Raw genomic sequence first — 26,064 nt, forward strand, 5'->3', positions numbered from 1 at the left:
CACGCACATGCGCCACCAGATTCATGACTTGCTTGCCCCGCTACCGGGCACCGCACGCCAGATCCACAGCTTCCATTTCGGCCCGACGCAGGCCCGGGGCAAGGTCTACATCCAGTCCTCGCTGCATGCCGACGAACTGCCGGGCATGCTGGTGGCCTGGCACCTCAAGCAACGCCTGGCCCAACTCGAAGCCGAGGGCCGACTGCTGAGCGAGATCGTGCTGGTGCCGGTGGCTAATCCGATTGGCCTGGAACAGGTGTTGATGGACGTCCCCCTGGGCCGCTACGAGCTGGAAAGCGGGCAGAACTTCAACCGTTGGTTTGTCGACCTCGGCGAAACGATCGGTCAGGAGATCGAAGGCCAGCTCACCCAGGATCCGCAGCACAACCTGGCCCTGGTACGCCGTACTTTGCGTCATGCACTGCTGCGCCAGAGCGCCGCCACACAACTGCAATCCCAGCGCCTGGTGCTGCAGACCCTGGCCTGCGATGCCGACATGGTGCTGGACCTGCACTGTGACTTCGAAGCCGTCACCCACCTGTACACCACGCCCCAGGCCTGGCCCCAGGTCGAACCGCTGGCGCGCTACATCGGCGCCGAGTCCAGCCTGCTGGCCACCGACTCCGGTGGCCAGTCCTTCGACGAGTGCTTCACCCTGGTGTGGTGGCAGTTGCAAGAGCGCTTCGGCGAGCAGTTCCCCATACCGTCGGGCAGTTTCTCGGTGACCCTGGAGCTGCGCGGCCAGGGCGACGTCAATCATCCCCTGGCCAGCCTCGACTGCCAGGCCTTGATCGACTACCTGACGCACTTTGGCGCCATCGAAGGCCAGATCCAGCCACTGCCGGAACTGCCCTACCCCGCCACGCCACTGGCGGCGGTGGAGCCGGTCGCCACTCCGGTCGGCGGCCTGCTGGTATACAGCGCGCTACCGGGCGAATACCTGCAGGCCGGGCAACTGATCGCCGAGATCATCGACCCGATCAGCGACCGGGTCACGCCGGTCCATTGCACCAACGAGGGCCTGCTGTATGCCCGCTCGACCCGCCGCATGGCCACCGCGGGCATGGTGATCGCCCATGTGGCGGGCCTTGAAGCCTATCGAACCGGCTACCTACTTTCGCCTTGAGGATGTTCACCCCATGTACAAATTGACCATCGAAGGCCTGCACAAAAGCTACGGCAGCCATGAAGTCCTCAAGGGGGTGTCGCTCAAGGCCAGGACGGGCGATGTGATCAGCCTGATCGGCGCCAGCGGCTCGGGCAAGAGCACCTTTTTGCGCTGCATCAACTTTCTCGAAACCCCCAACGACGGCGCGATGAGCCTGGACGGCCAGGCAATCCGCATGATCAAGGACCACCACGGCATGCGGGTTGCCGACGAAGCCGAGCTGCAGCGCATCCGTACCCGCCTGGCCATGGTGTTCCAGCACTTCAACCTGTGGAGCCACATGACCGTGCTGGAAAACATCAGCATGGCGCCGCGCCGGGTGCTGGGGGTGAGTAAAAAGGACGCTGAGGATCGCGCGCGCCGCTACCTCGACAAGGTCGGCCTGGCTGCCCGCGTGGCGGACCAGTACCCGGCCTTCCTCTCCGGCGGTCAGCAGCAGCGGGTGGCCATTGCCCGCGCACTGGCGATGGAACCGGAAGTCATGCTGTTCGATGAACCGACCTCCGCCCTGGACCCGGAGTTGGTGGGTGAGGTGCTCAGGGTGATCCAGGGGCTGGCCGAAGAAGGCCGGACCATGATCATGGTCACCCATGAGATGAGCTTTGCGCGCAAGGTCTCCAACCAGGTGCTGTTCCTGCACCAGGGCCTGGTGGAAGAACATGGCACGCCCGAGGATGTACTGGGCAATCCCCGCAGTGAACGGCTCAAGCAGTTCCTCAGTGGCAACCTGAAGTAGTGGTCAACAGGAGCCTGGGGACGGGCTCCTGCTGCACAGGGCATTGCCCCCGGCGGATGTCGTCTGGCAGATGCCGGTAGAAGCTCTCACGTCCATCGTTGACCGCCTTGAGCCTATGCACGCCGTGCGCAGGTAGCGCCCCCGCGTTAAAACACGCCAGGCCTGACCCTAGGCCTCAAAGCTGAACTCAGGTATTGCCAGGCACGAACGCCCCGTGAACAGCGGCCACCCTGGTCGCTGTTCACGGGGCACGCACGGGGTCAGGCCCACTCAAGCGACAGGCGCGGGAGGCGGCTCGTCCGGCAGGGTCGGTTCACCGGGTTCGGTGGGTTGTTCGTTGGGGGAATCGGGGTCGGGCTGACCGGGGATCCCGCCAGCCTGGGCGACGGACGGATGGGCTAACAACGACCAGGCCAGTACACCTACCTGATTGGGCTCAAGCCTTGCCAGTTCGGCACTTACGCGTGGATCGATCTTCATTGGGCACTCCTGGGCGATGGCCCGACCCGCCTTGCGCGGATCCGGGCAGTACACTCCATAGAGTCTACGCTCGCCCAGGAATTCCCACGGTCTGTCCGGACGACTGACTCAGGTGCGCGGCAGGGTCACGCCACGTTGGCCCTGGTACTTGCCGCCACGGTCTTTGTAGGAGACTTCGCACTCTTCGTCGGATTCGAAGAACAGCATCTGCGCCACGCCTTCGTTGGCGTAGATCTTGGCCGGCAGCGTGGTGGTGTTGGAGAACTCCAGGGTCACGTGGCCTTCCCACTCCGGTTCCAGCGGCGTGACGTTGACGATGATGCCGCAGCGCGCGTAGGTGCTCTTGCCCAGGCAGATGGTCAGGACATTGCGCGGAATACGGAAAAACTCAACGGTACGGGCCAGGGCGAAGGAGTTCGGTGGAATGATGCAGACATCGCTCTTGACGTCGACGAAGCTCTTCTCATCGAAGTTTTTCGGATCGACGGTGGCCGAGTTGATGTTGGTGAACACCTTGAACTCATCGGCGCAGCGCACATCGTAGCCGTAGCTCGACACCCCGAAGGAAATCAGTCGTTCGGCGCCTTCGCCACGCATCTGGCGCTCGACGAAGGGCTCGATCATGCCGTGCTCTTGCGCCATGCGGCGAATCCACTTGTCCGATTTGATGCTCATGGCGGGTGTCCTGAATAGCGAGGTGGAAAAATTCTGTCCGGCATCTTACCGGGGCGCGCCGCCGGGTTCAAAGTCCGCTACGCATTAATCGCCGATCCCCTTTAATATCGGATACCGCGCGTCGATCACGCACACCGTCAGTCACGAAAACCAATAAACCTTCGCAAAGACCATTGGCACGTTCCGGAAAAAGGGTTAAGGTGGCGCCACTGTGCTGCTTGTGTCACTGAGAATCTCTACACGATATGTTGAATTTCGATCCAACCATCTACAAGAATTTTTCCTGCTCTTTGCACTCAGTCTCGGCCAGGGTTCTTCCTGAGTCGCAGTTATCTTTGTTCAAGGAGTTACACCATGTCTAATCGCCAAACCGGTACCGTTAAGTGGTTCAACGATGAAAAAGGCTTCGGCTTCATCACTCCACAATCCGGTGACGACCTGTTCGTTCACTTCAAAGCTATCCAATCCGACGGCTTCAAAAGCCTGAAAGAAGGCCAACAGGTTTCTTTCATCGCTACCCGCGGTCAGAAAGGCATGCAAGCTGAAGAAGTTCAAGTTATCTAACTTGTACTGATTTAGTAAAAAAGCCCCGCCCTCAAAAGCGGGGCTTTTTTGTGCCCGTGTGTTTTGTGCCTCCTTGCAGAGGTGGGGGGCCACCCCTACAAGGAGGCAGCCGCTCCCAGCCAGGCGACTGGCGTTACCAGGTCACCCCGAAGCCTGCGGTGTAGCGCGTCTTGCTGAAGTCAGCATCATCGGAACCGCTGATGATGTCGCGCTCGGCCTTGAGGTTGAGCGACGCCCAGTCCGTGACCTTGTAGCGCAGGCCGAGCTCGGCATCGAGGGCAAAGTCAGCGACGCCCGACAGCGGCTTGCCGACTTCACCATTGGTGAAGAACTCCACTGACTTGCCGATCAGGTAGCGGTTGTAATCCCACTTCATCGCCAGCGAATAGAAATTGTCTTTGCCACCGTCCGAGTATTCGTAGTCGGTGCGGTTCAGCAGTGAGCCGAGGGAGAACGCGCCCAGCTCGTCATCCCAGAATTGATAGCCCGGACCGGTACCGACGGTGCGCTGGCGGGAGAGCTCCTCGACCTTGTCGCGCTTGTAGGTCAAACGCCCCTGCCAGAACCATTGATCGGTAATGAAGCGGTCAAGGGCGTACTCGGCCCGCCAGTTGTCGGTGGTCACCACCTCATCCTGGAACTCGCGGTTGTATTCACCTTCCGCGATATGACGCCATTTGCCATGCCGAGCGGAAGTCTTGAAGTCCACGTCATAGTCATCGGTGTCATTTTCGGCGCGCTGGTAATCCAGAGCGACATCGACATTGCCTCTCCACACCAGATCCTCGACCACCGGCTTGGGCTTGAGGATCTGCTGGATACTCGCCAACTCCACGGTCTTGGGGGTTTCGCCATTGGCCAAGGTGACTTTGCCCTCATCGGCAGCTTGCAGGGACTTGGCTTTTTCACCGGTGTAGGCATCCTGCTTGACCAGCAACTCCTGGTCACTTTCCAGGGTCTTGACCTGTTTCCAGTCGATCGGGATGGCCCCGGCGTATTCGGTCTGGATCAGCAGTTTGCCACCGTCAAAGAGCTTGATCTTGCCACTCAGACGATCGCCATTCTTTAACCAGACGGTGTCGCCGAGTGCAGGAGCGCAGGCACTGATGGCGGCGAGGCAGAGCAGGATTCGGGACGGCATAAACAAGGACAGGCCTCAGGTTAGCGAAAAAAAAGGCGGCATTATCCCTATAGAGAAAGCCTGAGCAAGGACTGACCGGGGTATTTGTAATGAGTTCATTTATCATTGAGTGATCGGCGCTTTACGCTACCACCGGTAATGGACCTGCCCCTCAAGGAACCCAACACGTGAGCGACTGCGAGCACCCGCCCCAGGACCCGGCACAAATCCGCCGAACGGCACTCTACCTTACCCTGGCCCAAGTGCCCGAAGGCAAGGTCGTGAGCTACGGCCAGCTCGCCGAACTGGCCGGCCTGGGTCGGGCCGCGCGCTGGGTCGGGCGCACCCTGAGCCAGTTGCCCGGCGACAGCAAACTGCCCTGGCACCGCGTGCTCGGCGCAGGCGGACGCATCAGCCTCGCTGCCGGCACCCCCTCGGGCGACGAACAACGCGCGCGCTTGCGGACTGAGGGCATCAGTATCCAGAACAATCGTGTTGATATTCAGCGCCATGGCTGGCGCCCGGTAGAGCACAGCGGTTAGAGTGCGCGCTTTGTTTCCGCAATTTTGAGGCAGACTCCAGCCCATGCCCCGTAAAACCTGGCGCGCCGCGCTCGCCGCTTATGCCAGCCCCTCGACGCTCGTGCTGTTGTTGCTGGGTTTCGCCGCCGGCCTGCCGTACATGCTGGTGTTTTCGACGCTTTCCGTCTGGCTGCGCGAGGCCGGTGTGGCCCGCGAAACCATTGGCTATGCCAGCCTGATCGGTCTGGCCTACGCCTTCAAATGGGTGTGGTCGCCGCTGCTCGACCAATGGCGCCTGCCCTTGCTCGGCAAGCTCGGCCGGCGACGCTCCTGGCTGGTGCTGTCCCAAGCACTGGTGATCCTCGGCCTGATCGGCATGGGCTTCTGCGACCCGCAAAAACACCTGTCGTGGCTGATCGCAATCGCGGTGGTGGTGGCCTTCGCCTCGGCCACCCAGGATATTGCCGTCGACGCCTACCGCCTGGAAATTGCCGACGACACACGCCAGGCCGCCCTCGCCGCCAGCTACATGTCCGGCTATCGGGTGGCGGCCCTGCTGGCAACGGCCGGCGCGCTGTTCTTTGCCGAAGGTTTTGGCTCCACCGGCTTCAACTACAAGCACTCGGCCTGGACCGGCACCTACGTGTTGTTTGGCCTGCTGATGGTCCCGGCGCTGCTGACCAGCCTGTTCATGCGCGAACCGCCCGTGCCCCTGCGCACCCAGTTGTCCGCCGGACGCTACAGCTTTGTCCACCAACTGGCGTCCGTGTTCGTGCTGATTGTGTTGCTGGTCTCGGTGCCGGCGATGTGTACCCAGCTCTACAACACCGACTTTGCCAGCGTGCTGTTCGGCGACACCAGCCTGCTCGACTTGCTGCTCGAAGACCGCGCCTTCCTGCGCGCGATTCTCTACATCACCCTCACCGGCATGTGCCTGTCGACCATGGGCCGCCGCGGCCTGGCGCCAGTGCTGACGCCGATCAACGATTTTGTCATGCGCTATCGCTGGCAGGCCTTCCTGCTGCTGGGGCTGATTGCCACCTATCGGATGTCCGATACGGTGATGGGCGTCATGGCCAACGTGTTCTACATCGACCTGGGCTTCACCAAGGACCAGATCGCCGGGGTCAGCAAGATTTTCGGCCTGATCATGACCCTGGTGGGCGCCGGCATGGGCGGCCTGCTGATCGTGCGCTTCGGCATCCTGCCCATACTGTTCATCGGAGGCGCGGCCTCGGCCGGCACCAACATCCTGTTCGTGATGCTCGCCGACATGGGGGCGAACCTGCAGATGCTGATTGCCACCATTTCACTCGACAACTTCAGCTCCGGCCTGGCGACGTCGGCCTTCGTGGCCTACCTGTCGAGCCTGACCAACCTGAAGTTTTCCGCTACGCAGTACGCCCTGCTGAGCTCAATCATGCTCCTGCTACCGCGCCTGATCGGCGGTTACACCGGGGTCATGGTGGAAAAGTTCGGCTATCACGACTTCTTCATCATTACCGCCCTGCTCGGTGTGCCGACGCTGATCCTGATCGCCATTCACTGGTTCCAGGAAAGCCGGCGCGAAGGCCCGACCCCCGAGCCTGTGGCGAGCACCAGCACCGTCGAAGAAACCTGACAAACGCCCGGGGTGCGGGGCTTTCCCCGGCCTCGGGCGACACCACGGACCGCACGCCTGTACGCCAGCACATCTCGCCCGTACAATGCTCCGTCATTTCTAGTCTTCAGCAACCGACAACGGCCTACCATGCGCACCAGTCAATTTTTGCTCGCCACACAGAAAGAAACGCCTTCCGATGCGGTCGTCATCAGCCACCAGCTGATGCTGCGCGCCGGCATGATCCGCAAACTCGCCTCGGGCCTGTACACCTGGCTCCCCATGGGCCTGCGGGTAATGCGCAAGGTTGAGGCCGTCGTTCGCGAAGAAATGAACGCCGCCGGCTCTCTCGAAGTGTTGATGCCGAGCACTCAACCGGCTGAGCTGTGGCAGGAATCCGGGCGCTGGGAAGAGTACGGCCCTGAGCTGCTGCGCTTCAAGGATCGACATGGCCGTGATTTCTGCGCCGGCCCGACCCACGAAGAAGTGATCACCGATCTGATGCGCAACGAGTTGAGCAGCTATAAACAGCTGCCCATCAACCTGTTCCAGATCCAGACCAAATTCCGTGACGAAATCCGCCCACGCTTCGGTTTGATGCGCGGCCGCGAATTCATCATGAAGGACGCTTACTCCTTCCACGCCGACCAGCCTTCGCTGCAGATCACCTATGACCGCATGCACCAGGCTTACTGCAACGTGTTCACGCGCCTGGGCCTGAAATTCCGCCCAGTGGAAGCGGACAATGGCTCGATCGGCGGTGCCGGCTCCCACGAATTCCACGTTCTGGCCGAATCCGGCGAAGACGACATCGTCTTCAGTAACGGTTCCGACTACGCAGCCAACATCGAAAAAGCCGAAGCCGTGCCACGGGAAACCTCCCGTCCTGCGCCAAGCGAAGCGCTGCGCCTGGTGGATACACCAGAGACCAAGACCATTGCGGCACTGGTGGAAAAATTCAATCTGCCGATTGAAAAGACCATCAAGACCCTGATCGTGCACGCCGAAGAAGCCGGCAAGCTGATCGCCCTGGTGATTCGCGGCGACCACGAACTCAACGAAATCAAGGCCGCCAACCAGCCTGGCGTTGCCAGCCCGCTGGTCATGGCCAGCGACGCCGAACTGCGTGACGCGATTGGCGCCGGTGCTGGCTCCCTGGGCCCGTTGAACCTGCCGCTGCCGATCATCATCGACCGCTCGGTGGAGCTGATGAGCGACTTCGGGATCGGTGCCAACATCGACGACAAGCATTACTTCGGCGTCAACTGGGAACGCGACCTGCCGGTCCCGACCGTGGCCGACCTGCGTAACGTGGTGGCCGGCGATCCAAGCCCAGACGGCAAGGGCACCCTGGAAATCAAGCGCGGCATCGAAGTCGGGCACATCTTCCAGCTCGGCAACAAGTACAGCAAAGCGATGAAGTGCGAAGTGCTGGGCGAGAACGGCAAGCCGGTGACCCTGGAAATGGGTTGCTACGGCATTGGCGTGTCCCGCGTGGTCGCGGCGGCCATCGAGCAGGGCAACGACGAAAAAGGCATCATCTGGAGCGACACCCTCGCGCCCTTCCAGATTGCCCTGGTACCGCTGCGCTACGAAACCGAGCTGGTACGCGAAGCCACCGACAAGCTCTACGCAGAATTGACTGCGGCCGGCTTTGAAGTGCTGCTGGACGATCGGGACAAGAAAACCAGCCCGGGCATCAAGTTCGCGGACATGGAGCTGATCGGCATTCCTCACCGGATCGTGGTCAGTGACCGCGGCCTCGCCGAAGGCAACCTGGAATACAAGAGCCGTACCGAGGCCGAGCCGCAAGCGCTGCCGGTCGCTGACGTACTGTCGTTCCTTCAGGCTCGTATCCGCCGCTGACACCAGATAGAGAAGTCATGTTCAAGCGAAACACCTTAAGCCTCGGTGGTGCTGCCCTGTGCAGCACCCTGCTGCTCAGCGGCTGTGCCAATCAAATGTCACAGCGCAGCGAGCACGAGGAGCGTATCGAGCGCAAACTGCTCGATCACAGCCTGCAGATCGATGTCGGTGAGCCTAAGGTGCTTGAGCTGCCGCAACGCCGGGTGCGGATTCATGAACAGAAGACCTTCGAAGTCACCGAGTTCGAGGTCACCCGTCGCTACGACCGCTACACGCCTTACCAACCTTGGCGGGAGGCCTATGAGATCCCGCTGGGCGCGGTTGCAGTGGTGGCCGGCGTCGGTGCCAACGTGGTCAACGTGTTTGCCCTCGGCAGCCTGCCGGACAGCGTCACCAAGGACTGGATCAGTTACGGTTTTGCCGGACTCAACCCGTTCATGAACGTGCAGTCCCACGGTCGCGCGCAACAGAACCTGGCGGGCATTGATGAAGTCGAGCGAGAAAAACGCACGGAATACTCAAGCCTGCCCTGGAGCGAACGCCCGGTAGAGGTCAAGACCGGCAAGCAGACCTTCGAGCTCACCACTGACCGCAATGGCGTGTTGCGCTTGAACCTGCTGGACAGCCCGTTTTCCGAACATGACCTGAGCCACATCAGCAAGCTGCAAATCTCTGTCGCAGACGCCCAGGATGACGTGCACACCGACTCCTCGCTGGCCATCAGCGGCAATTTGCGTGGCAAGCTGCTGGAAGCCCACGAACTGATTTACGACGACCTCGAAGATGACGAAGTGAGCCAGTGGGTGCACCGGGTCAAGCGCCTGTCGGAACTGGGCCTGGAAGAAGAAGCCAGCGAACTGGAGCAGAGCCTGATCGAACTGACCCGCAACGATCCCGAGTTGCAGAGTGAGTTCCTCAAGTCGCTGACCAAGGATGCCGGGCGCCTGGTGGCAGATCCGGGCGTCAATTAGTATCAGCAATGTTCGCGGGCAACCTTGCCCGCGACTACGTTCTAGCGCCCGAACAGGTCCAACTGTTCGAACCCACCGCGCAAATCCTGCAATCGCACGCCAATCCCCAGCAACCGCACCGGCTTGCCACCCCGATTGAACGCTTGGGTCAGCAACAGCTGATAACTGCCCAGGTCACGCCCTGCCCCAGCCTGTTCCAGGGTGGTCTGGGTAAAGTCATGGAACTTGACCTTCACGAACGGCTTGCCCGGACGATAACTGCTGTCGATGCGCGCCATGCGACCATTCAGGCTTTCCAGTAGCTCGGGCAACTTGTCCAGGCAACTGACCAGGTCGGGCAGGTCGACATCGTAGGTATTCTCTACGCTCACCGATTGCCGGCGACTGTCGTTTTGCACTGCCCGCTCATCGATCCCACGGGCCAGACTCCATAAGCGCTCGCCAAAACTGCCAAATTCGCGCACCAATGCCAGCTTGTTCCACTCGCGCAGTTGCAGGCAGTCGACGATACCCAGGCGCGCCAGCTTGTCCGCCGTGACCTTGCCGACGCCGTGCAACTTACTCACCGGCAACTGCGAGACAAAATCCTCGACCTGATCCGGCGTGATGACGAACAGCCCGTTGGGTTTTTTCCAGTCGCTGGCGATTTTTGCCAGAAACTTGTTCGGCGCCACGCCGGCCGACACCGTGATATGCAACTGATTGGAGACTCGCCGGCGGATATCCTGGGCAATCCGGGTGGCACTGCCGGAAAAATGCCCACAGTCGGACACATCCAGGTAGGCCTCATCCAGCGACAACGGCTCGATCAGGTCGGTGTAATCGCGAAAGATCGTCTGGATTTCCTTGGATGCGTCGCGGTAAGCGTCCATGCGCGGCTTGACGATGACCAGGTCGGGGCACAGCTTCAGCGCATGGCGGGAAGACATCGCCGACCGTACGCCATAGGCCCGGGCTTCATAGTTGCAGGTCGCAATCACCCCCCGCCGATCTGCGGAGCCACCCACCGCCAGCGGTTTACTGGCCAGCGTCGGGTCGTCACGCATCTCGATGGCTGCATAAAAGCAGTCACAGTCGACGTGAATGATTTTGCGTTGAGTCATAAAAGGCGGTGTTCGCTGAAGGAAAAAGGACAAATATCAGTCAGATCACCAGTATCTCACTGACACCTGTATATAGCACCAGTGCTTTTAATCTTCTCTTGGGCGGACTAAAAGCTCGACGATGGATTTATTTTATTAATCGAGATCAGACCATCAATAGAGCTGAAACCCTTATGGAGCAAGCCCTGCAGCCCTTCACAGCCCTTGCGTAAACACGCTAAGCGATTGAACAGGAACAGATTTTTCTCAGTTAGCGGTTGACACCCCAGCGTTCCTCTGTAGAATGCCGACACACAGACGCGGGATGGAGCAGTCTGGTAGCTCGTCGGGCTCATAACCCGAAGGTCGTCGGTTCAAATCCGGCTCCCGCAACCAAACATCAAAAAAGGCTACTCGAAAGAGTGGCCTTTTTTGTGCGTGGGTGTTTTTGCCCGCCGCCTTGAAGCCACCACACAGACGCGACGAATTCTCGTTGTGCTTCTGACACTTAAGTGCGGTCACCAGCCCTTTGCGCGGCAATTTACGTTTATTTGACCCAATCCACTATTAACGGTTGACACCCCGGCGTTCCTCTGTAGAATGCCGCCACACAGACGCGGGATGGAGCAGTCTGGTAGCTCGTCGGGCTCATAACCCGAAGGTCGTCGGTTCAAATCCGGCTCCCGCAACCAAACATCAAAAAAGGCTACTCGAAAGAGTGGCCTTTTTTGTATCTGCAGAAAAAGTCCTTTCGCAACAATGGTCTGCCAAGGTACTGCGAACCCTTGCCGCTACCCTCCTGGCCCATCAGATCAGGCTATGCTAAATCGCAGGCGACCCTTCCAGCATTGAATCGCGCCCATGCGCCATGGCTCAATGACAGGCGTCAGTATTTGTAACTATTTTTTACAACAGGGATTGGTAACTTGGCTGGATACCCCCATCCTGTCGCGCACAATCCAAGAGGTGATTGATGCGCGCCAACTCGTCTGATTCACAAGACCCCGTCACTGCGATCCAACCGATCAAAGCTTCCCGCCTGCATTGGCTGGATCTGCTCAGCAAATACCGCCAGCCCATCGGCCTGGCCGTGACCTTGCTGCTGTTTGCCATTGCCTTGATTGCCTGTCGCCATCTATTAAGCGAACTGGATCTCTACGCCCTGCATGACTCCATCTTGCAAGTGCCACAATCGGCCTTGCTCGGCGCCCTGGGTGCAACGATCGTCGGCTTCATCATCCTGCTCGGCTATGAGTGGTCGGCATCGCGTTATGCCGGCGTGAGCCTGCCGCCACGCAGCCTGATGTTCGGCGGCTTCACCGCGTTTGCGATTGGCAACGCCATCGGCCTGTCCCTGCTCTCGGGGGGCTCGGTGCGATACCGGCTCTACGCGCGTCACGGCCTCGGGGCTTCGGAAGTTGCGCACATGACCCTGTTTGCCAGCCTGTCCCTGGGGTGCGCCCTGCCCCCGCTGGCAGCCCTGGCGACCCTGAGCAACCTGCCGGCCGCCTCTGCCGCCCTGCACCTGTCCGAGGCCCTGCTGGGCGGCATCGCGATTGCCGTGCTGCTGCTCTGTGCGGTCCTGGCGATCGGCATCTATCGCCGCCGCCTGCCCGAACAACCCTACCCGGACAACCTGCTGGTGCGCGCCGGGCGCCGCACCCTGCGCCTGCCGGGCCGGCGCCTGACCTTCCTGCAGTTGATCATCACCGCGCTCGACGTCGCCGCCGCTGCCACCGTGTTGTATCTGCTGCTACCGGAAACCCCGCCATTCGGGGCGTTCCTGCTGGTCTACCTGCTGGCCCTGGCGGCGGGCGTGCTCAGCCACGTGCCCGGTGGCGTCGGCGTGTTCGAAGCCATTCTGCTGGCGGCCTTTGCCGACAAGCTCGGTGCCGCGCCGCTGGCCGCCGCCCTGCTCCTGTATCGCCTGATCTACGTGATCCTGCCCATGCTGGTGGCCTGCCTGCTGCTGTTGATCAATGAGGCCCAACGCCTGTTCAACAGCCGTGAAGCGCTGCGCACCGCTTCCGGCCTCGCCGCGCCGGTGCTCGCGGTGCTGGTGTTCCTGTCCGGGGTGGTCCTGCTGTTCTCCGGCGCCACTCCAGAGATCGATACCCGCCTGGAACACATCGGCTTTCTGATCCCCCATCGCCTGATCGACGCCTCGCACTTCGGCGCCAGCCTGATCGGCGTACTGTGCCTGTTGCTGGCCCAGGGCCTGCGCCGGCGACTGTCGGCCGCCTGGATGCTCACCACCGTGTTGCTGCTGGCCGGTGCCTTGTTGTCACTGCTCAAGGGCTTTGACTGGGAGGAAGCCAGCCTGCTGATCCTGACGGCCAGCCTGCTGGCGATCTTCCGCCGTTCGTTCTATCGCCCCAGCCGCCTGACCGAGCTGCCCTTCTCGCCGCTGTACCTGGTGGCCAGCGTCTGCGTGCTGGCTGCGTCGATCTGGCTGCTGCTGTTCGCCTACCAGGATGTGCCGTACAGCCACCAGCTGTGGTGGCAGTTCACCCTGGACTCCGATGCGCCGCGCGGCTTGCGCTCGCTGCTCGGTGCCGCAGTGCTGCTGGTGGTGGTGTCGCTGACCTGGCTGCTGCGCACGGCCCGCCCGGCCATTGACCTGCCGGACGCCACTGACCTGGCAAAAGCACAAAAGATCCTGATGGCCTCGGCCCAACCGGATGGCGGCCTGGCACTGACCGGTGACAAGGCGCTGCTGTTCCACCCCAACGGCGACGCTTTCTTGATGTATGCCCGTCGTGGCCGCAGCCTGGTTGCCCTGTATGACCCGATCGGCCAGGCGCAGCAACGCGCCGAGATGATCTGGCAGTTCCGCGACCTCTGCGACCTGCACCACGCCCGCCCGGTGTTTTATCAGGTGCGCGCCGAAAACCTGCCCTACTACATGGACATCGGCCTGACCGCCATCAAGCTGGGCGAAGAGGCCCGGGTCGACCTGCTGCGCTTTGACCTGGAAGCCAAGGGCAAGGAGATGAAGGACCTGCGCTACACCTGGAACCGTGGCACCCGTGACGGCCTGTCGCTGGAAATCCACGAGCCCGGCCAGGCGCCGATGGACGAACTGAAGGTGATTTCCGATGCCTGGCTCACCGGCAAGAACGTGCGCGAGAAAGGCTTCTCCCTGGGCCGCTTCAGCGATGACTACCTGAAGCACTTTCGCATCGCGATCATTCGCTTTGAAGGTCGCCCGGTGGCATTTGCCAACCTGCTCGAGACCTACAGCCACGACCTGGCCAGCCTCGACCTGATGCGCGCCCACCCGGACGCTCCCAAGTTGACCATGGAATTCATGATGGTCGGCCTGATTCAGCATTATAAGAACCACGGCTATGCACGCTTCAGCCTGGGCATGGTGCCATTGTCGGGCTTGCAACCCCGGCGGGGCGCACCACTGACCCAGCGCCTCGGCTCGATGGTGTTCCGCCGGGGCGAGCAGCTCTACAATTTCCAGGGGCTGCGCCGCTTCAAAGACAAGTTCCAGCCTGACTGGGAACCTCGTTACATGGCCGTGCCCGCCGGACTTGATCCGCTGGTGGCGCTGGCCGATACCGCCGCCCTGATTGCGGGCGGCTTGACTGGATTGGTGAAACGCTGATGATTCAACGCTCCTGGCGGTATGTATTGGCCACCCTGGTGGCACTGGCTGTGATCCTCGGCGGTGGTTACTGGTACTGGAACCGTCCAGCGCCACAACCCACCGTGGAACTGTTGACGCCGGCTGACGGCGCGCCCATGACCCGGGTCATTCCGGGCACCCAGCCGCGCGCCCAGGTGGTCATTGCGGTCAACGAAGAGCAAAAGCTCAGCGACACCCAGCTGATCACCCTCAGCCGTGGCGGCGCAGCACAAATCGTCCAGGTGATCCTGCCCAAGGACTGCATGCGGCAAGGCCGCGCCCTGCAGGCGGCGCTCAAGCAGCTCAATGGCCCGGCCACCCTGGTCAGCGGTATCGGCCCGGGTGCGGTGCTGGCATGGCGCTGGCTGGCCGAGCAGAAGGACGACAAGTCCCAGGCGGTCTCGGTCGACCTGGCCCTGGAGAAACCCGGTTGCACCCACCTGCTGCCAAAAAGCGCCGCCCACGGCCACTGGCTGGTGGCGTGGAACGATAACCCGGACGACACCAGTGCCGGTTTCGTAAGGGACCAGGCCAATGCGCAAACCAGCATCAGCGACTACGACATCAACCTGCCGCAGGTGCTGAACAACGAGCTGCGCAAGCTGCTGATCGGTGCCGACAAGGGCAATGGCGGCCTGAACATTCCGGTGGTCGAAGTGCCCGCCGGCCAGGCCAAGGACACCGTCACCCTATTCCTCTCCGGCGACGGCGGCTGGCGCGACCTGGACCGCGACGTGGCCGGTGAAATGGCCAAGATCGGCTACCCGGTGGTTGGCATCGACACCCTGCGCTACTACTGGCAGCACAAAAGCCCCGAGCAGAGTGCAATCGACCTCGCCGAGCTGATGCAGCACTACCGGCAGAAATGGGGCACCAAGCGCTTCATTCTCACCGGCTACTCGTTTGGCGCCGACGTCCTGCCCGCCATCTACAACCGCCTGGCGGAGTCGGAGCAACAACGGGTCGACGCGATCATCCTGCTGGCCTTCGCCCGCACCGGCAGCTTCGAGATCGAAGTCGAAGGCTGGCTCGGCAACGCCGGCAAGGAAGCCGCCACCGGCCCGGAAATGGCCAAGCTGCCGGCCGCCAAAGTGGTGTGTATCTATGGCGAGGAAGAAGCCGACGAGAGTGGCTGCACCGACAAGACAGCCGTCGGCCAAGCCATGAAGCTCCCAGGCGGGCACCACTTCGACGAAAACTACCCGGCCCTGGCCCAGCGCCTGGTGGACATCATCGAAAAGCGCCAGGGCGCTGCCAAGGTGGCTGAAGACTGAGTGGGTGATCCAACAAAAAAGCCCCCGCTATCGCACGATAGCGGGGGCTTTTTGTTACAGCGCAACGACCTCGCCGCTGACCCGCGAACTACATCTCCACCTGCGTCCCCAACTCAATCACCCGGTTCAGCGGCAGATTGAAGAAGCGCAGGTTGCCGTTGGCGTTTTTCAACATGAAGGCGAACAGCGCCTCGCGCCAGCGGGCCATGCCTTCGAGCTTGGAGGCGATCACCGTCTCGCGGCTGAGGAAGTAGGTGGTGCGCATCGGGCTGAAATCCAGCTCATCGAGATGACACAGTTTCAGCGCCTCTGGCACGTCCGGCTCGTCGACAAAGCCAAAGTGCAGGATTACCCGGAAGAAGCCTTCGCCGTGGGCCTCGACCTCAAAACGCCGCGCCGGCGGTACCCGTGGAATATCTTCGTAGACCACGGTCAGCAGCACGACCTGCTCGTGCAACACCTGGTTATGCAGCAGGTTGTGCAACAACGCGTGGGGCACGGCGTCCGGACGTGCGGTGAGGAACACCGCCGTGCCCTGGACCCGATGGGGTGGCTGCACACGGATGCTGCTGATGAAGATCGGCAGAGGCAGGCCGCCCTCGTCCATCCGCTCGACCAACAGTTGTTTACCGCGCTTCCAGGTGGTCATCAGCACGAACAGCGCCAGACCGGCGATCACCGGAAAGGCCCCGCCCTGGATGATTTTCGGCACGTTGGCGGCGAAATACAGACCGTCCACCAGCAGGAAGCCCAACAACACCGGAACCGCGAGCAGCGGAGGCCACTTCCACAGCAACAGTATGACCGCCGACACCAGGATGGTGGTCATCAGCATGGTGCCCGTCACCGCCACCCCGTACGCCGAGGCCAACGCCCCGGAGGATTCAAACCCGAGCACCAGCAGGATCACCCCGACCATCAGCGACCAGTTCACCGCGCCAATGTAGATCTGACCCTGTTCGGCACTGGAGGTGTGCTGGATGTGCATGCGCGGAATGTAGCCGAGCTGGATGGCCTGGCGGGTCAGGGAGAACGCCCCGGAAATCACCGCCTGGGAGGCAATCACCGTGGCCAGGGTCGACAGGCCGACCAACGGAATCAAGGCCCAGTTGGGCGCCAGCAGATAGAACGGGTTGCGGGCCGCAGTGGGATCGCCGAGCAGCAACGCACCCTGGCCGAAGTAGTTCAGCACCAGCGCCGGCAGCACCAGGATGAACCAGGCACGAGCAATGGGCTTGCGGCCGAAGTGGCCCATGTCGGCGTACAGCGCCTCGGCACCGGTCAATGCCAGCACCACCGCACCGAGGATCGCCACGCCCATGCCCGGGTGGACAATGAAGAAGCGCACACCCCAGACCGGGTTCATCGCCTGCAACACTTCCGGGTGCTGCAGGATGCCGTGGACACCCAGCGCGCCCAGCACCAGGAACCACGTGACCATGATCGGCCCGAACAGAATGCCGATGCGCGCAGTACCGTGGCGTTGAATCAGGAACAGCGCCACCAGCACCACCAGTGATATCGGCACCACCCAATGGTCGATGCCGTCGAATGCCAGGCCCAGGCCTTCAATCGCCGAGAGCACGGAAATCGCCGGGGTAATCATGCTGTCGCCATAAAACAGCGCCGCGCCGATCAGCCCGCAGACCACCAGCAAGGTGCGCAATCGGGCATGCCCGGCCGCCGCACGCCGCGCCAACGCGGTCAGGGCCATGATCCCGCCTTCGCCCTGGTTGTCGGCACGCAGGACAAACATCATGTACTTGATCGACACCACCCAGATCAACGACCAGAAGATCAGCGCCAGAATCCCCAGTACGCCGTCGTGGTTGACCGGTACGCCATAGCCCCCTGAGAAGACCTCCTTGAGGGTGTACAGCGGGCTGGTGCCGATATCGCCGTACACCACCCCCACCGCCGCCACCAGCATGCCGATCGGCTTGGCCGCCGAATGCTCGGCACCTGCCGCCTGACTACTTGCCTGACCCATCCACCACCCCTACTGCCCAGACCCGGACTGCCTTGGAAAAGCACGACGTTTGATCGTGCAGCATGCGCTGTTTTACTTCCCGTTACAGACGTATTGTTGACTGTAAAAAATCGGTAAAGCCCAACGGCGCGAAGCATAGCGCAGCACTCGTCGTATTTCCCTGCATAAAGCTGGTCAAGAGGGCCGACCATCGCTAGAATTGCGCACTTTTTGATCAGAGGCTAAGCGTCCTGCCTCGCGAATACTGCTGTTTTTTGACGGCGCCTGTTGTTGCCATGCTGCGTTGCCGCTTCTCGCCATAGCCCGCTATGACTCGGCGCGGCGTCTTGCCCGACAACAACAGTCACTCGTCAAAAAGCAGCGTAATCACGAGGCAGGACGCCAAGCGCCCGTCTGTCGCCTTGCCGTTCCCGGCTGGAGGCGTCACAAATACCGAGGTTAGACATGTCCACCACTCCTGCGTCGGCCAACCCCAAGGTTGGCTTCGTATCCCTGGGTTGCCCAAAAGCGTTGGTCGACTCCGAACGCATCCTTACCCAACTGCGTATGGAAGGCTATGACGTCGTGTCCACCTATCAGGACGCGGACGTCGTGGTGGTGAACACCTGTGGCTTCATCGACTCGGCCAAGGCCGAATCCCTGGAAGTGATCGGCGAAGCCATCAAGGAAAACGGCAAGGTCATCGTGACCGGCTGCATGGGCGTCGAAGAAGGCAACATCCGCAACGTGCACCCAAGCGTGCTGGCCGTCACCGGCCCGCAGCAGTACGAGCAAGTGGTCAATGCCGTGCACGAAGTCGTGCCGCCGCGCCAGGATCACAACCCGCTGATCGACCTGGTGCCGCCACAAGGCATCAAGTTGACCCCGCGTCACTACGCCTACCTGAAGATTTCCGAAGGCTGCAACCACAGCTGCAGCTTCTGCATCATCCCGTCGATGCGCGGCAAGCTGGTCAGCCGCCCGGTGGGCGACGTGCTGGACGAGGCCCAGCGCCTGGTCAAATCCGGCGTCAAGGAACTGCTGGTGATCTCCCAGGACACCAGCGCCTACGGCGTTGACGTCAAGTACCGCACCGGGTTCTGGAATGGCGCGCCGGTGAAGACCCGCATGACCGAACTCTGCGAAGCCCTCAGCACCCTGGGTGTCTGGGTGCGCCTGCACTACGTTTACCCGTACCCACACGTCGACGAGCTGATCCCGCTGATGGCCGCTGGCAAGATCCTGCCGTACCTGGACATCCCGTTCCAGCACGCCAGCCCGAAAGTCCTCAAGTCGATGAAACGCCCGGCCTTCGAAGACAAGACCCTGGCGCGCATCAAGAACTGGCGCGAAATCTGCCCGGACCTGATCATCCGTTCGACCTTCATCGTCGGCTTCCCCGGCGAAACCGAAGAAGACTTCCAGTACCTGCTGAACTGGCTGACCGACGCCCAACTCGACCGCGTGGGCTGCTTCCAGTACTCGCCGGTAGAAGGCGCACCGGCCAACGACCTGGACCTGGACGTGGTCCCGGACGACGTCAAGCAGGACCGTTGGGAGCGCTTCATGGCGCACCAGCAGGCCATCAGTTCGGCGCGCCTGCAAATGCGCATCGGCCGTGAAATCGAAGTGCTGGTCGATGAAGTCGACGAGCAAGGCGCGGTCGGCCGCTGCTTCTTCGATGCCCCGGAAATCGACGGCAACGTATTCATCGACAACGGCAGCAACCTCAAGCCCGGCGATAAAGTCTGGTGCAAGGTCACCGATGCCGACGAGTACGACCTGTGGGCTGAACAGATCTAAGGCAGGGCATCCCTACCAATTGCACTGAACCCAAAAAGCCCCGCTCTTTTTCACCAGATGCGGGGCTTTTTTACGGCTATCGTTTGCTTATCCACTCACAAGAGGCAGACGGGCATGCGTCAGCATTCGGTCATCCACACGCCGACACTCAGCGATTATCAGGAACTGACTCAGGTCTGGGAGGCATCCGTGCGTGCGACCCACGACTTTCTGCCGGACAGCTACATCGAGTTGCTGCGCAATCTGGTGCTCACCCGCTACCTCGATGCGGTGATGCTGATCTGCACCCGCGACAAGCAGCAACACATCAGCGGGTTCGCCGGGGTTGCCGCCGGCAAGATCGAAATGCTCTTCATCGCCCCCCAGCACCGTGGCGAAGGCCTGGGCAAACAGCTGCTGCAGTACGCCATGGAACACCTGAATGCCGATGAACTGGACGTCAACGAGCAGAACCCGCAGGCCCTGGGCTTCTATTACAAGCAAGGGTTTGAAGTGATCGGACGCTCGGAAGTCGATGGCATGGGCCAGCCCTATCCGTTGCTGCACATGCGTTTGAAGCAGTCCGGGGCGCAGGCCCTGCGCGGCTAAAAGCCACACAAGGCAAATGGACCCGCGATTAACCGGCGCGAGGCAGGTACAATACCTGCCCCCTTTTTGTTACGGCCCTGTCATGACTGACCCGATTCGTCTTTCCAAACGCCTCATCGAACTCGTCGGCTGTTCCCGTCGGGAGGCTGAGCTGTTCATTGAAGGCGGCTGGGTCACCGTGGACGGCGAAGTCATCGACGAACCGCAGTTCAAGGTCGACACCCAGAAAGTCGAGCTGGACCCTGAGGCCAAGGCCACCGCGCCGGAGCCGGTGACCATCCTGCTGCATGCCCCCGCGGGCATGGACGTCGAGAGCGCCCAGCAATTGATCAGCGCCGAGACCCTGAGCGAAGAGCACCGTTTCAGCAAGCGCCCGCTCAAGGGCCATTTCCTGCGCCTGACCGCCAGTGCCGACCTGCAGGCCAACGCCAGCGGCCTGCTGGTGTTCACCCAGGACTGGAAGATCCTGCGCAAGCTCACGGCCGATGCGAGCAAGATCGAACAAGAGTATGTGGTCGAAGTCGAAGGCGACATGGTCGCCCACGGCCTCAACCGCCTGAACCACGGCCTGACCTACAAGGGCAAGGAGTTGCCAGCGGTCAAAGCCAGCTGGCAGAACGAAAACCGCCTGCGCTTCGCGATGAAGAACCCGCAACCGGGAATCATCGCCCTGCTCTGCCAGGCGGTCGGCCTCAAGGTCATCGCCATCCGCCGCATTCGTATCGGCGGCGTATCCATCGGCAAGGTTCCGGTGGGCCAATGGCGCTATCTGTCCGCCAAAGAGAAATTCTGAGGCTGCCACTCATTTTGGTGTCGCCGGTACCGGCAACGCCCACAGCTGAATGATCAGGACTGCACACATGATTCATAACGACGTACTGCGCAGCGTGCGCTACATGCTCGACATCAGCGACAACAAGGTCGTCGAGATCATCAAACTCGGCGGCATGGATGTCACCAAGGAAGACCTCGTTACCTACCTCAAGAAAGACGAGGAAGAAGGTTTCGTGTTCTGCCCCGACGACGTCATGGCGCACTTCCTCGATGGCCTGGTGATCTTCAAGCGCGGCAAGGACGAAAGCCGTCCGCCACAGCCGATCGAAACACCGGTGACCAACAACATCATCCTGAAGAAACTGCGCGTGGCCTTCGAACTGAAGGAAGACGACATGCACGCCATCCTCAAGGCCTCCGAGTTCCCGGTGTCCAAGCCAGAGCTGAGCGCGCTGTTTCGCAAGTTCGGCCACACCAACTACCGCCCGTGTGGCGACCAGTTGCTGCGCAACTTCCTCAAGGGTCTGACCCTGCGCGTCCGCCCGCAGTAAGAGCCCGCTTGCGGCGATGGCGACCTTCAAAACGCCATCGCCCGCAGCTCGACCCGCCCGTATGGCTGCACATTCCCGGCAAAAATAGTGGCTCCGCTTCCCGCGGCTGACGACTAGGGTGTAATGACCCTCAGTGATCAGGATTCGCCATGCACCCCTACTTCTCCCTGCAAGGCCGCACCGCTCTGGTGACCGGCGGCACCCGTGGTATCGGCAAAATGATCGCCCAAGCCTTCGTCGAGGCAGGAGCGACGGTGTTTGTCTGCGCGCGCGACGCCGAGGCCTGCCAACAGACCGCCGATGAACTCGGCGCCCTGGGGCACTGCCACGCGATCGCAGCCAACCTCGCCACAGAAGAAGGCGTCGCCCAATTGGCCAGCCGTCTCGGCGAGCGCGTGAGCCACCTGGACATCCTGGTGAACAATGCCGGCACCACCTGGGGAGCGCCATTGGAGAGCTACCCGGTCAAGGGCTGGGAAAAAGTCATGCAGTTGAACGTAACTTCAGTGTTCAACTGCATCCAGCAGTTCCTGCCGCTGCTGCGCAAGGCCGGTTCGGCCGCCAATCCGGCCCGGATCATCAACATCGGCTCGGTCGCCGGAATCTCCTCCTTCGGTGAACAGGCCTACGCCTACGGCCCGAGCAAGGCCGCCCTGCACCAACTGTCGCGGATTCTCGCCCGGGAACTGGTCAGCCAGCACATCAATGTCAACGTGATTGCCCCGGGGCGCTTCCCGAGCAAGATGACCCAGCACATCGGCAACGATGCCCAGGCCCTGGCCGAAGACACGGCCTTGATCCCCATGAAACGCTGGGGTCGCGAGGAGGAAATGGCGGCTCTGGCCATCAGCTTGGCGAGTACCGCCGGGGCGTACATGACCGGCAACATCATTCCGCTGGATGGCGGGTTCAGCCTCTGAGATCGGCGCGAAGACGGGATCAGGGCCCCGTGAGTTATCATGCTCGCCCTAACCCCGCCTCGACCCGCCACCATGACCTACAGCGTTTCCCCCATCGGCTTTGTGCACTCCTGCTTCAAGGAGAAGTTCGCCATTCCCCGCCAGCCCCAACTGGCCCCTGCTGCGCGGGGCATCCTGGAGCTGGTGGCGCCGTTCGACCAGGGTGATGCGGTGCAGGGGCTGGAGCAGGTCAGCCACGTCTGGCTGCTGTTCCTGTTTCACCAGGCTCTGGAAGACAAGCCACGGCTCAAGGTGCGTCCGCCGCGCCTGGGCGGCAACAAGTCCATGGGGGTGTTTGCCACCCGCGCCACCCATCGCCCCAACGGCATCGGTCAGTCGGTGGTCAAGCTGGACCGGGTCGAAGCCAATCGCCTGTGGATCTCGGGGATCGACCTGCTCGATGGCACGCCGGTACTGGACATCAAACCCTATGTGCCCTACGCCGACATTATCGACAGCGCTGCCAACAGCATCGCCAGCGCCGCGCCGCAACTGATCCCTGTGCAGTGGGCGGAGAGTGCCCTGCAGCAGGCTCACGAGCACGCTCAGCGCCTTGCAGAGCCACTGGTGGCGTTGATCGAGCAGTGCTTGGCACAAGACCCACGCCCGGCCTACCAGATTCCTACACCCGAGCGGGAATATGGCGCGCAGTTCTGGGACTTGGATGTGCGTTGGCATTATCCCGAGGCCGGGGTGATTCGCGTCCTCGAAGTTATTCCGACATAAAAAAGCCCCCACTGCCTGCACAGGCAATGGGGGCTTTTCAGTGATGCGGGGGCTTACTTCTCGACGAACGCGCGTTCGATCAGGTAGTCACCCGGCTCACGCATGCGTGGCGAGACTTTCAGGCCGAAGCTGTTGAGCACTTCGCTGGTCTCGTCGAGCATGCTCGGGCTGCCGCACAGCATGGCGCGGTCGTCCTGCGGGTTGATCGGGGGCAGGCCGATGTCGCTGAACAGCTTGCCGCTGCGCATCAGGTCGGTCAGGCGGCCTTCGTTTTCGAATGGCTCACGGGTCACGGTCGGGTAGTAGATCAACTTGTCACGCAGGGCTTCGCCGAAGAACTCGTTCTGCGGCAGGTGCTCGGTGATGAACTCGCGGTATGCGACTTCGTTGACGTAACGCACGCCGTGGCACAGGATCACTTTTTCGAAACGCTCGTAGGTTTCCGGATCCTGGATCACGCTCATAAAGGGCGCCAGGCCGGTACCGGTGCTGAGCAGGTACAGGTGTTTGCCAGGTTTCAGGTCGTCCAGCACCAGCGTGCCCGTAGGCTTCTTGCTGATGATGATCTCGTCGCCTTCCTTCAGGTGCTGCAACTGGGAAGTCAGCGGGCCATCAGGCACCTTGATGCTGAAGAACTCCAGATGCTCTTCCCAGTTCGGGCTGGCAATCGAGTAAGCACGCATAAGCGGGCGGCCGTTGGGCTGTTGCAGGCCGATCATCACGAACTGACCGTTCTCGAAGCGCAGGCCCGGATCGCGGGTGCACTTGAAGCTGAACAGAGTGTCGTTCCAGTGGTGAACACTGAGGACACGCTCGTGGTTCATGTTGCTCATGTACGTGGGACTCCTGGAGATTTTGCCTGCGCCGCTGTGCGCAATTGCATCGCATTCTAATGGCAGCGACAATATCTGTTAAATGGATTATTAAGATAAGGGTTATCGGTTATATAGATATGCGATTTACTCTACGTCAACTTCAAGTCTTCGTCGCCGTTGCCCAGCAGGAAAGCGTATCCCGTGCTGCGGGTCTGCTCAACCTCTCGCAATCGGCGGCCAGCACCTCGATCACTGAACTGGAGCGCCAATGCAGCTGCCAGTTGTTCGATCGCGCCGGCAAACGGCTGAGCCTCAACGCCCTGGGTAAACAGCTGTTGCCACAAGCGGTGGCCCTGCTCGACCAGGCCAAGGAAATCGAGGACCTGCTCAACGGCAAGTCCGGTTTTGGCTCCCTGGCGGTCGGCGCCACACTGACCATCGGCAATTACCTGGCGACGCTCCTGATCGGCAGCTTCATGCAGCGCCACCCGGAGAGCCAGGTGAAGCTGCATGTACAGAACACCGCCAATATCGTGCAACAGGTCGCGCACTATGAAATTGATCTGGGTCTAATCGAAGGCGACTGCAGCCATCCGGACATTGAAGTGCAGAGCTGGGTCGAAGATGAACTGGTGGTGTTCTGCGCCCCCCAGCATCCGCTGGCCCAACGCGGCATCGCCAGCATGGAGGAGCTCAGTCAGGAGGCGTGGATTCTGCGCGAACAGGGCTCCGGCACTCGCCTGACCTTCGACCAGGCCATGCGCCATCACCGCAGCGCCTTGAATATCCGCCTGGAGCTGGAGCACACCGAAGCGATCAAGCGGGCGGTGGAATCGGGCCTGGGCATCGGCTGCATTTCCCGCCTGGCGCTGCGCGACGCCTTCCGGCGCGGCAGCCTGGTGGCGGTGGAAACCCCGGACCTGGACCTGGCGCGGCAGTTCTACTTCATCTGGCACAAACAGAAATACCAGACCTCCGCCATGCGCGAATTCCTCGAACTGTGCCGCGCCTTCACCGCCGGGGTTCAGCGCAGCGACGAGATCGTGCTGCCGAGCATCGCCTGAGGGTCAGATCAGGATCACTGCCCACACCAGGGCAATCATGCTCAAGGCCACGAACTGAGCGGCGCTGCCCATGTCCTTGGCATTTTTCGACAGCGGGTGCAGGTCGAGGGAGATGCGGTCGATGGCCGCTTCTACCGCGGAGTTGAGCAACTCCACGATCAGCGCCAGCAGGCAGACGGCAATCAGCACGGCCTGTTCGACCCGGCTGACATTCAGAAAGAAGGTCAGCGGAATCAGAATCACGTTGAGCAACACCAGTTGCCGAAAAGCCGCTTCGCCGGTGAAAGCGGCGCGCAGGCCGTCCAGGGAGTAGCCCGAAGCGTTGAGGATGCGTTTGAGGCCGGTCTGGCCTTTGAAAGGTGACATAAGAGTAGGCAACTGAAAAAAGGAGAGGGAAAGCTAGATCAACAAAAGTCAAAAAAGCGTGAATGAGCCGGCTTTATTGCGGCGAAATTGACTCGAGTTGTTGCAACAGTAGCGCCGCCTGAGTCCGGGTGCGCACACCCAGCTTGCGGAAAATCGCCGTTACGTGGGCCTTGATGGTGGCCTCCGACACACTCAGCTCGTAGGCAATCTGCTTGTTCAGCAAACCTTCGCAGACCATGGTCAGCACACGGAACTGCTGCGGGGTCAAACTCGCCAGGCCCTCGCTCGCGGCCTTGGCTTCCGGCGAGACGCTGACCGCCTCGAACGCTTGTGGTGGCCAGAACACATCGCCATCCAGCACCGCACGCACCGCCTGCTGGATCACTTCCAGCGAGCTGGATTTGGGAATGAAGCCACTGGCCCCGAACTCCCGGGACTTGACCATGATCGACGCTTCTTCCTGTGCCGAGACCATCACCACCGGAATCTGCGGGTACTGGCCGCGCAACAGCACCAGCCCGGAGAATCCATATGCGCCCGGCATGTTCAGGTCCAGGAGCACCAGGTCCCAGTCGGCCTTCTCGGTCAGGCGGGTTTCCAGCTCGGCGATGCTCGCCACTTCCACCAGGCGCACGTCCGGGCCCAGGCCCAGGGTGACGGCCTGGTGCAGTGCGCTACGAAAGAGGGGGTGGTCATCGGCAATCAGGATTTCGTATGTGGCCATTGTTCAAATGATCCTGTTTTTATGGCAGGCC

General features: G+C 61.4%; 24 protein-coding genes and 2 tRNA genes. 18 read left to right on the forward strand and 8 right to left on the reverse strand.

The window, feature by feature from the left end; genetic code table 11:
- Window positions 1–7 precede the first annotated feature (7 nt).
- Window positions 8–1,126 carry a succinylglutamate desuccinylase/aspartoacylase family protein gene (locus Q1W70_RS04460; protein ID WP_166593047.1) on the forward strand — a complete coding sequence of 373 codons (1,119 nt, stop codon included), beginning with the start codon at window positions 8–10 and terminating at the stop codon, window positions 1,124–1,126.
- A 13-nt stretch (window positions 1,127–1,139) separates the two neighbouring features.
- On the forward strand, window positions 1,140–1,904 hold the full coding sequence (locus Q1W70_RS04465; RefSeq protein WP_166593046.1) for an ABC transporter ATP-binding protein: 765 nt from the start codon (window positions 1,140–1,142) through the stop codon (window positions 1,902–1,904).
- A gap of 270 nt (window positions 1,905–2,174) precedes the next feature.
- Here Q1W70_RS04465 and Q1W70_RS04470 read toward each other — a convergent pair whose 3' ends face one another.
- The gene (locus tag Q1W70_RS04470) at window positions 2,175–2,384 is read right to left on the reverse strand and encodes a hypothetical protein (RefSeq protein WP_166593045.1); all 210 of its coding nucleotides are present in this window, start codon (window positions 2,382–2,384) and stop codon (window positions 2,175–2,177) included.
- A 108-nt stretch (window positions 2,385–2,492) separates the two neighbouring features.
- Complete coding sequence (gene dcd, locus Q1W70_RS04475; RefSeq protein WP_003219273.1) at window positions 2,493–3,059, reverse strand: dCTP deaminase; 567 nt, start codon at window positions 3,057–3,059, stop codon at window positions 2,493–2,495.
- Window positions 3,060–3,413: 354 nt separating this feature from the next.
- Here dcd and Q1W70_RS04480 point away from each other — a divergent pair, with 354 nt between their 5' ends.
- Entirely contained in the window at window positions 3,414–3,623 is a 210-nt protein-coding gene (locus tag Q1W70_RS04480; protein WP_002554837.1) for a cold-shock protein, read from the forward strand.
- Between the two features lie 133 nt (window positions 3,624–3,756).
- Here Q1W70_RS04480 and Q1W70_RS04485 read toward each other — a convergent pair whose 3' ends face one another.
- Window positions 3,757–4,764 carry a DUF481 domain-containing protein gene (locus Q1W70_RS04485; RefSeq protein ID WP_166593044.1) on the reverse strand — a complete coding sequence of 336 codons (1,008 nt, stop codon included), beginning with the start codon at window positions 4,762–4,764 and terminating at the stop codon, window positions 3,757–3,759.
- A 167-nt stretch (window positions 4,765–4,931) separates the two neighbouring features.
- Between Q1W70_RS04485 and Q1W70_RS04490 the strand changes: the two genes are divergently transcribed.
- The 4 genes from Q1W70_RS04490 to Q1W70_RS04505 all read left to right on the forward strand — a co-directional run bounded on the left by Q1W70_RS04490 (window position 4,932) and on the right by Q1W70_RS04505 (window position 9,701).
- On the forward strand, window positions 4,932–5,285 hold the full coding sequence (locus Q1W70_RS04490; protein WP_166593043.1) for an MGMT family protein: 354 nt from the start codon (window positions 4,932–4,934) through the stop codon (window positions 5,283–5,285).
- Between the two features lie 43 nt (window positions 5,286–5,328).
- Window positions 5,329–6,885 carry an AmpG family muropeptide MFS transporter gene (locus Q1W70_RS04495; protein ID WP_166593042.1) on the forward strand — a complete coding sequence of 519 codons (1,557 nt, stop codon included), beginning with the start codon at window positions 5,329–5,331 and terminating at the stop codon, window positions 6,883–6,885.
- Between the two features lie 129 nt (window positions 6,886–7,014).
- Window positions 7,015–8,730 (forward strand): proline--tRNA ligase, encoded by a 1,716-nt coding sequence (locus Q1W70_RS04500; protein WP_166593041.1) that lies wholly within the window; start codon window positions 7,015–7,017, stop codon window positions 8,728–8,730.
- A 17-nt stretch (window positions 8,731–8,747) separates the two neighbouring features.
- Window positions 8,748–9,701: a hypothetical protein gene (locus Q1W70_RS04505; protein ID WP_166593040.1), complete on the forward strand. Its 954-nt coding sequence runs from the start codon at window positions 8,748–8,750 to the stop codon at window positions 9,699–9,701.
- 41 nt (window positions 9,702–9,742) lie between these two features.
- On the opposite strand, the gene dinB is transcribed toward Q1W70_RS04505, so the two are convergent.
- Window positions 9,743–10,804: a DNA polymerase IV gene (dinB, locus tag Q1W70_RS04510; RefSeq protein WP_166593039.1), complete on the reverse strand. Its 1,062-nt coding sequence runs from the start codon at window positions 10,802–10,804 to the stop codon at window positions 9,743–9,745.
- Window positions 10,805–11,102: 298 nt separating this feature from the next.
- Here dinB and Q1W70_RS04515 point away from each other — a divergent pair.
- From Q1W70_RS04515 to Q1W70_RS04530, 4 genes are all read left to right on the forward strand, one after another.
- Window positions 11,103–11,179: transfer RNA gene (locus tag Q1W70_RS04515), tRNA-Met, on the forward strand.
- Window positions 11,180–11,398: 219 nt separating this feature from the next.
- Window positions 11,399–11,475 (forward strand) — tRNA-Met (locus Q1W70_RS04520).
- Window positions 11,476–11,756: 281 nt separating this feature from the next.
- Entirely contained in the window at window positions 11,757–14,399 is a 2,643-nt protein-coding gene (mprF, locus tag Q1W70_RS04525; protein WP_166593038.1) for a bifunctional lysylphosphatidylglycerol flippase/synthetase MprF, read from the forward strand.
- Window positions 14,399–15,694, forward strand: a complete 1,296-nt coding sequence (locus Q1W70_RS04530; RefSeq protein ID WP_166593037.1) for a virulence factor family protein — start codon at window positions 14,399–14,401, stop codon at window positions 15,692–15,694. Before mprF ends, Q1W70_RS04530 begins: the two co-directional genes overlap by 1 nt.
- An 88-nt stretch (window positions 15,695–15,782) precedes the next feature.
- Here the strand turns inward: Q1W70_RS04530 and Q1W70_RS04535 are convergent, their stop codons facing one another.
- Window positions 15,783–17,684 carry a potassium transporter Kup gene (locus Q1W70_RS04535; protein ID WP_166592649.1) on the reverse strand — a complete coding sequence of 634 codons (1,902 nt, stop codon included), beginning with the start codon at window positions 17,682–17,684 and terminating at the stop codon, window positions 15,783–15,785.
- 444 nt (window positions 17,685–18,128) lie between these two features.
- On the opposite strand from Q1W70_RS04535, the gene rimO reads away from it, so the two are divergent.
- From rimO to tsaA, 6 genes are all read left to right on the forward strand, one after another.
- Window positions 18,129–19,466 carry a 30S ribosomal protein S12 methylthiotransferase RimO gene (gene rimO, locus Q1W70_RS04540; RefSeq protein ID WP_182343698.1) on the forward strand — a complete coding sequence of 446 codons (1,338 nt, stop codon included), beginning with the start codon at window positions 18,129–18,131 and terminating at the stop codon, window positions 19,464–19,466.
- A 114-nt stretch (window positions 19,467–19,580) separates the two neighbouring features.
- Window positions 19,581–20,054: a GNAT family N-acetyltransferase gene (locus tag Q1W70_RS04545; protein ID WP_166592651.1), complete on the forward strand. Its 474-nt coding sequence runs from the start codon at window positions 19,581–19,583 to the stop codon at window positions 20,052–20,054.
- Between the two features lie 82 nt (window positions 20,055–20,136).
- The gene (locus Q1W70_RS04550) at window positions 20,137–20,847 is read left to right on the forward strand and encodes an rRNA pseudouridine synthase (protein WP_166592652.1); all 711 of its coding nucleotides are present in this window, start codon (window positions 20,137–20,139) and stop codon (window positions 20,845–20,847) included.
- 67 nt (window positions 20,848–20,914) lie between these two features.
- Entirely contained in the window at window positions 20,915–21,379 is a 465-nt protein-coding gene (locus tag Q1W70_RS04555) for a YehS family protein (protein WP_095166883.1), read from the forward strand.
- A gap of 149 nt (window positions 21,380–21,528) precedes the next feature.
- A complete protein-coding gene (locus Q1W70_RS04560; protein ID WP_265537263.1) occupies window positions 21,529–22,299 on the forward strand; it encodes an SDR family oxidoreductase in 771 nt (256 codons plus the stop codon).
- Between the two features lie 72 nt (window positions 22,300–22,371).
- Complete coding sequence (tsaA, locus tag Q1W70_RS04565) at window positions 22,372–23,064, forward strand: tRNA (N6-threonylcarbamoyladenosine(37)-N6)-methyltransferase TrmO (protein ID WP_166592674.1); 693 nt, start codon at window positions 22,372–22,374, stop codon at window positions 23,062–23,064.
- 53 nt (window positions 23,065–23,117) lie between these two features.
- Here the strand turns inward: tsaA and fpr are convergent, their stop codons facing one another.
- Window positions 23,118–23,897 carry a ferredoxin-NADP reductase gene (fpr, locus tag Q1W70_RS04570; RefSeq protein WP_003443014.1) on the reverse strand — a complete coding sequence of 260 codons (780 nt, stop codon included), beginning with the start codon at window positions 23,895–23,897 and terminating at the stop codon, window positions 23,118–23,120.
- A gap of 119 nt (window positions 23,898–24,016) precedes the next feature.
- Here fpr and Q1W70_RS04575 point away from each other — a divergent pair, with 119 nt between their 5' ends.
- On the forward strand, window positions 24,017–24,943 hold the full coding sequence (locus Q1W70_RS04575) for a LysR family transcriptional regulator (RefSeq protein ID WP_166592654.1): 927 nt from the start codon (window positions 24,017–24,019) through the stop codon (window positions 24,941–24,943).
- A gap of 3 nt (window positions 24,944–24,946) precedes the next feature.
- On the opposite strand, the gene Q1W70_RS04580 is transcribed toward Q1W70_RS04575, so the two are convergent.
- Window positions 24,947–25,309 carry a diacylglycerol kinase gene (locus Q1W70_RS04580; RefSeq protein ID WP_166592655.1) on the reverse strand — a complete coding sequence of 121 codons (363 nt, stop codon included), beginning with the start codon at window positions 25,307–25,309 and terminating at the stop codon, window positions 24,947–24,949.
- Window positions 25,310–25,382: 73 nt separating this feature from the next.
- Complete coding sequence (erdR, locus tag Q1W70_RS04585) at window positions 25,383–26,033, reverse strand: response regulator transcription factor ErdR (protein WP_095166875.1); 651 nt, start codon at window positions 26,031–26,033, stop codon at window positions 25,383–25,385.
- Window positions 26,034–26,064: the final 31 nt, after the last annotated feature.

The sequence above is a fragment of the Pseudomonas kielensis genome, assembly GCF_030505375.1.
In the GTDB taxonomy this organism is placed as follows: domain Bacteria; phylum Pseudomonadota; class Gammaproteobacteria; order Pseudomonadales; family Pseudomonadaceae; genus Aquipseudomonas; species Aquipseudomonas kielensis.

Bases quoted from the DNA above. Each gene is read 5' to 3' on its own strand.
- Q1W70_RS04460 (WP_166593047.1), top strand. From the start codon at position 8: ATGCGCCACCAGATTCATGACTTGCTTGCCCCGCTACCGGGCACCGCA.
- Q1W70_RS04465 (WP_166593046.1), top strand. From the start codon at position 1,140: ATGTACAAATTGACCATCGAAGGCCTGCACAAAAGCTACGGCAGCCAT.
- Q1W70_RS04470 (WP_166593045.1), bottom strand. From the start codon at position 2,384: ATGAAGATCGATCCACGCGTAAGTGCCGAACTGGCAAGGCTTGAGCCC.
- dcd (WP_003219273.1), bottom strand. From the start codon at position 3,059: ATGAGCATCAAATCGGACAAGTGGATTCGCCGCATGGCGCAAGAGCAC.
- Q1W70_RS04480 (WP_002554837.1), top strand. From the start codon at position 3,414: ATGTCTAATCGCCAAACCGGTACCGTTAAGTGGTTCAACGATGAAAAA.
- Q1W70_RS04485 (WP_166593044.1), bottom strand. From the start codon at position 4,764: ATGCCGTCCCGAATCCTGCTCTGCCTCGCCGCCATCAGTGCCTGCGCT.
- Q1W70_RS04495 (WP_166593042.1), top strand. From the start codon at position 5,329: ATGCCCCGTAAAACCTGGCGCGCCGCGCTCGCCGCTTATGCCAGCCCC.
- Q1W70_RS04500 (WP_166593041.1), top strand. From the start codon at position 7,015: ATGCGCACCAGTCAATTTTTGCTCGCCACACAGAAAGAAACGCCTTCC.
- Q1W70_RS04505 (WP_166593040.1), top strand. From the start codon at position 8,748: ATGTTCAAGCGAAACACCTTAAGCCTCGGTGGTGCTGCCCTGTGCAGC.
- dinB (WP_166593039.1), bottom strand. From the start codon at position 10,804: ATGACTCAACGCAAAATCATTCACGTCGACTGTGACTGCTTTTATGCA.
- mprF (WP_166593038.1), top strand. From the start codon at position 11,757: ATGCGCGCCAACTCGTCTGATTCACAAGACCCCGTCACTGCGATCCAA.
- Q1W70_RS04530 (WP_166593037.1), top strand. From the start codon at position 14,399: ATGATTCAACGCTCCTGGCGGTATGTATTGGCCACCCTGGTGGCACTG.
- Q1W70_RS04535 (WP_166592649.1), bottom strand. From the start codon at position 17,684: ATGGGTCAGGCAAGTAGTCAGGCGGCAGGTGCCGAGCATTCGGCGGCC.
- rimO (WP_182343698.1), top strand. From the start codon at position 18,129: ATGTCCACCACTCCTGCGTCGGCCAACCCCAAGGTTGGCTTCGTATCC.
- Q1W70_RS04545 (WP_166592651.1), top strand. From the start codon at position 19,581: ATGCGTCAGCATTCGGTCATCCACACGCCGACACTCAGCGATTATCAG.
- Q1W70_RS04550 (WP_166592652.1), top strand. From the start codon at position 20,137: ATGACTGACCCGATTCGTCTTTCCAAACGCCTCATCGAACTCGTCGGC.
- Q1W70_RS04555 (WP_095166883.1), top strand. From the start codon at position 20,915: ATGATTCATAACGACGTACTGCGCAGCGTGCGCTACATGCTCGACATC.
- Q1W70_RS04560 (WP_265537263.1), top strand. From the start codon at position 21,529: ATGCACCCCTACTTCTCCCTGCAAGGCCGCACCGCTCTGGTGACCGGC.
- tsaA (WP_166592674.1), top strand. From the start codon at position 22,372: ATGACCTACAGCGTTTCCCCCATCGGCTTTGTGCACTCCTGCTTCAAG.
- fpr (WP_003443014.1), bottom strand. From the start codon at position 23,897: ATGAGCAACATGAACCACGAGCGTGTCCTCAGTGTTCACCACTGGAAC.
- Q1W70_RS04575 (WP_166592654.1), top strand. From the start codon at position 24,017: ATGCGATTTACTCTACGTCAACTTCAAGTCTTCGTCGCCGTTGCCCAG.
- Q1W70_RS04580 (WP_166592655.1), bottom strand. From the start codon at position 25,309: ATGTCACCTTTCAAAGGCCAGACCGGCCTCAAACGCATCCTCAACGCT.
- erdR (WP_095166875.1), bottom strand. From the start codon at position 26,033: ATGGCCACATACGAAATCCTGATTGCCGATGACCACCCCCTCTTTCGT.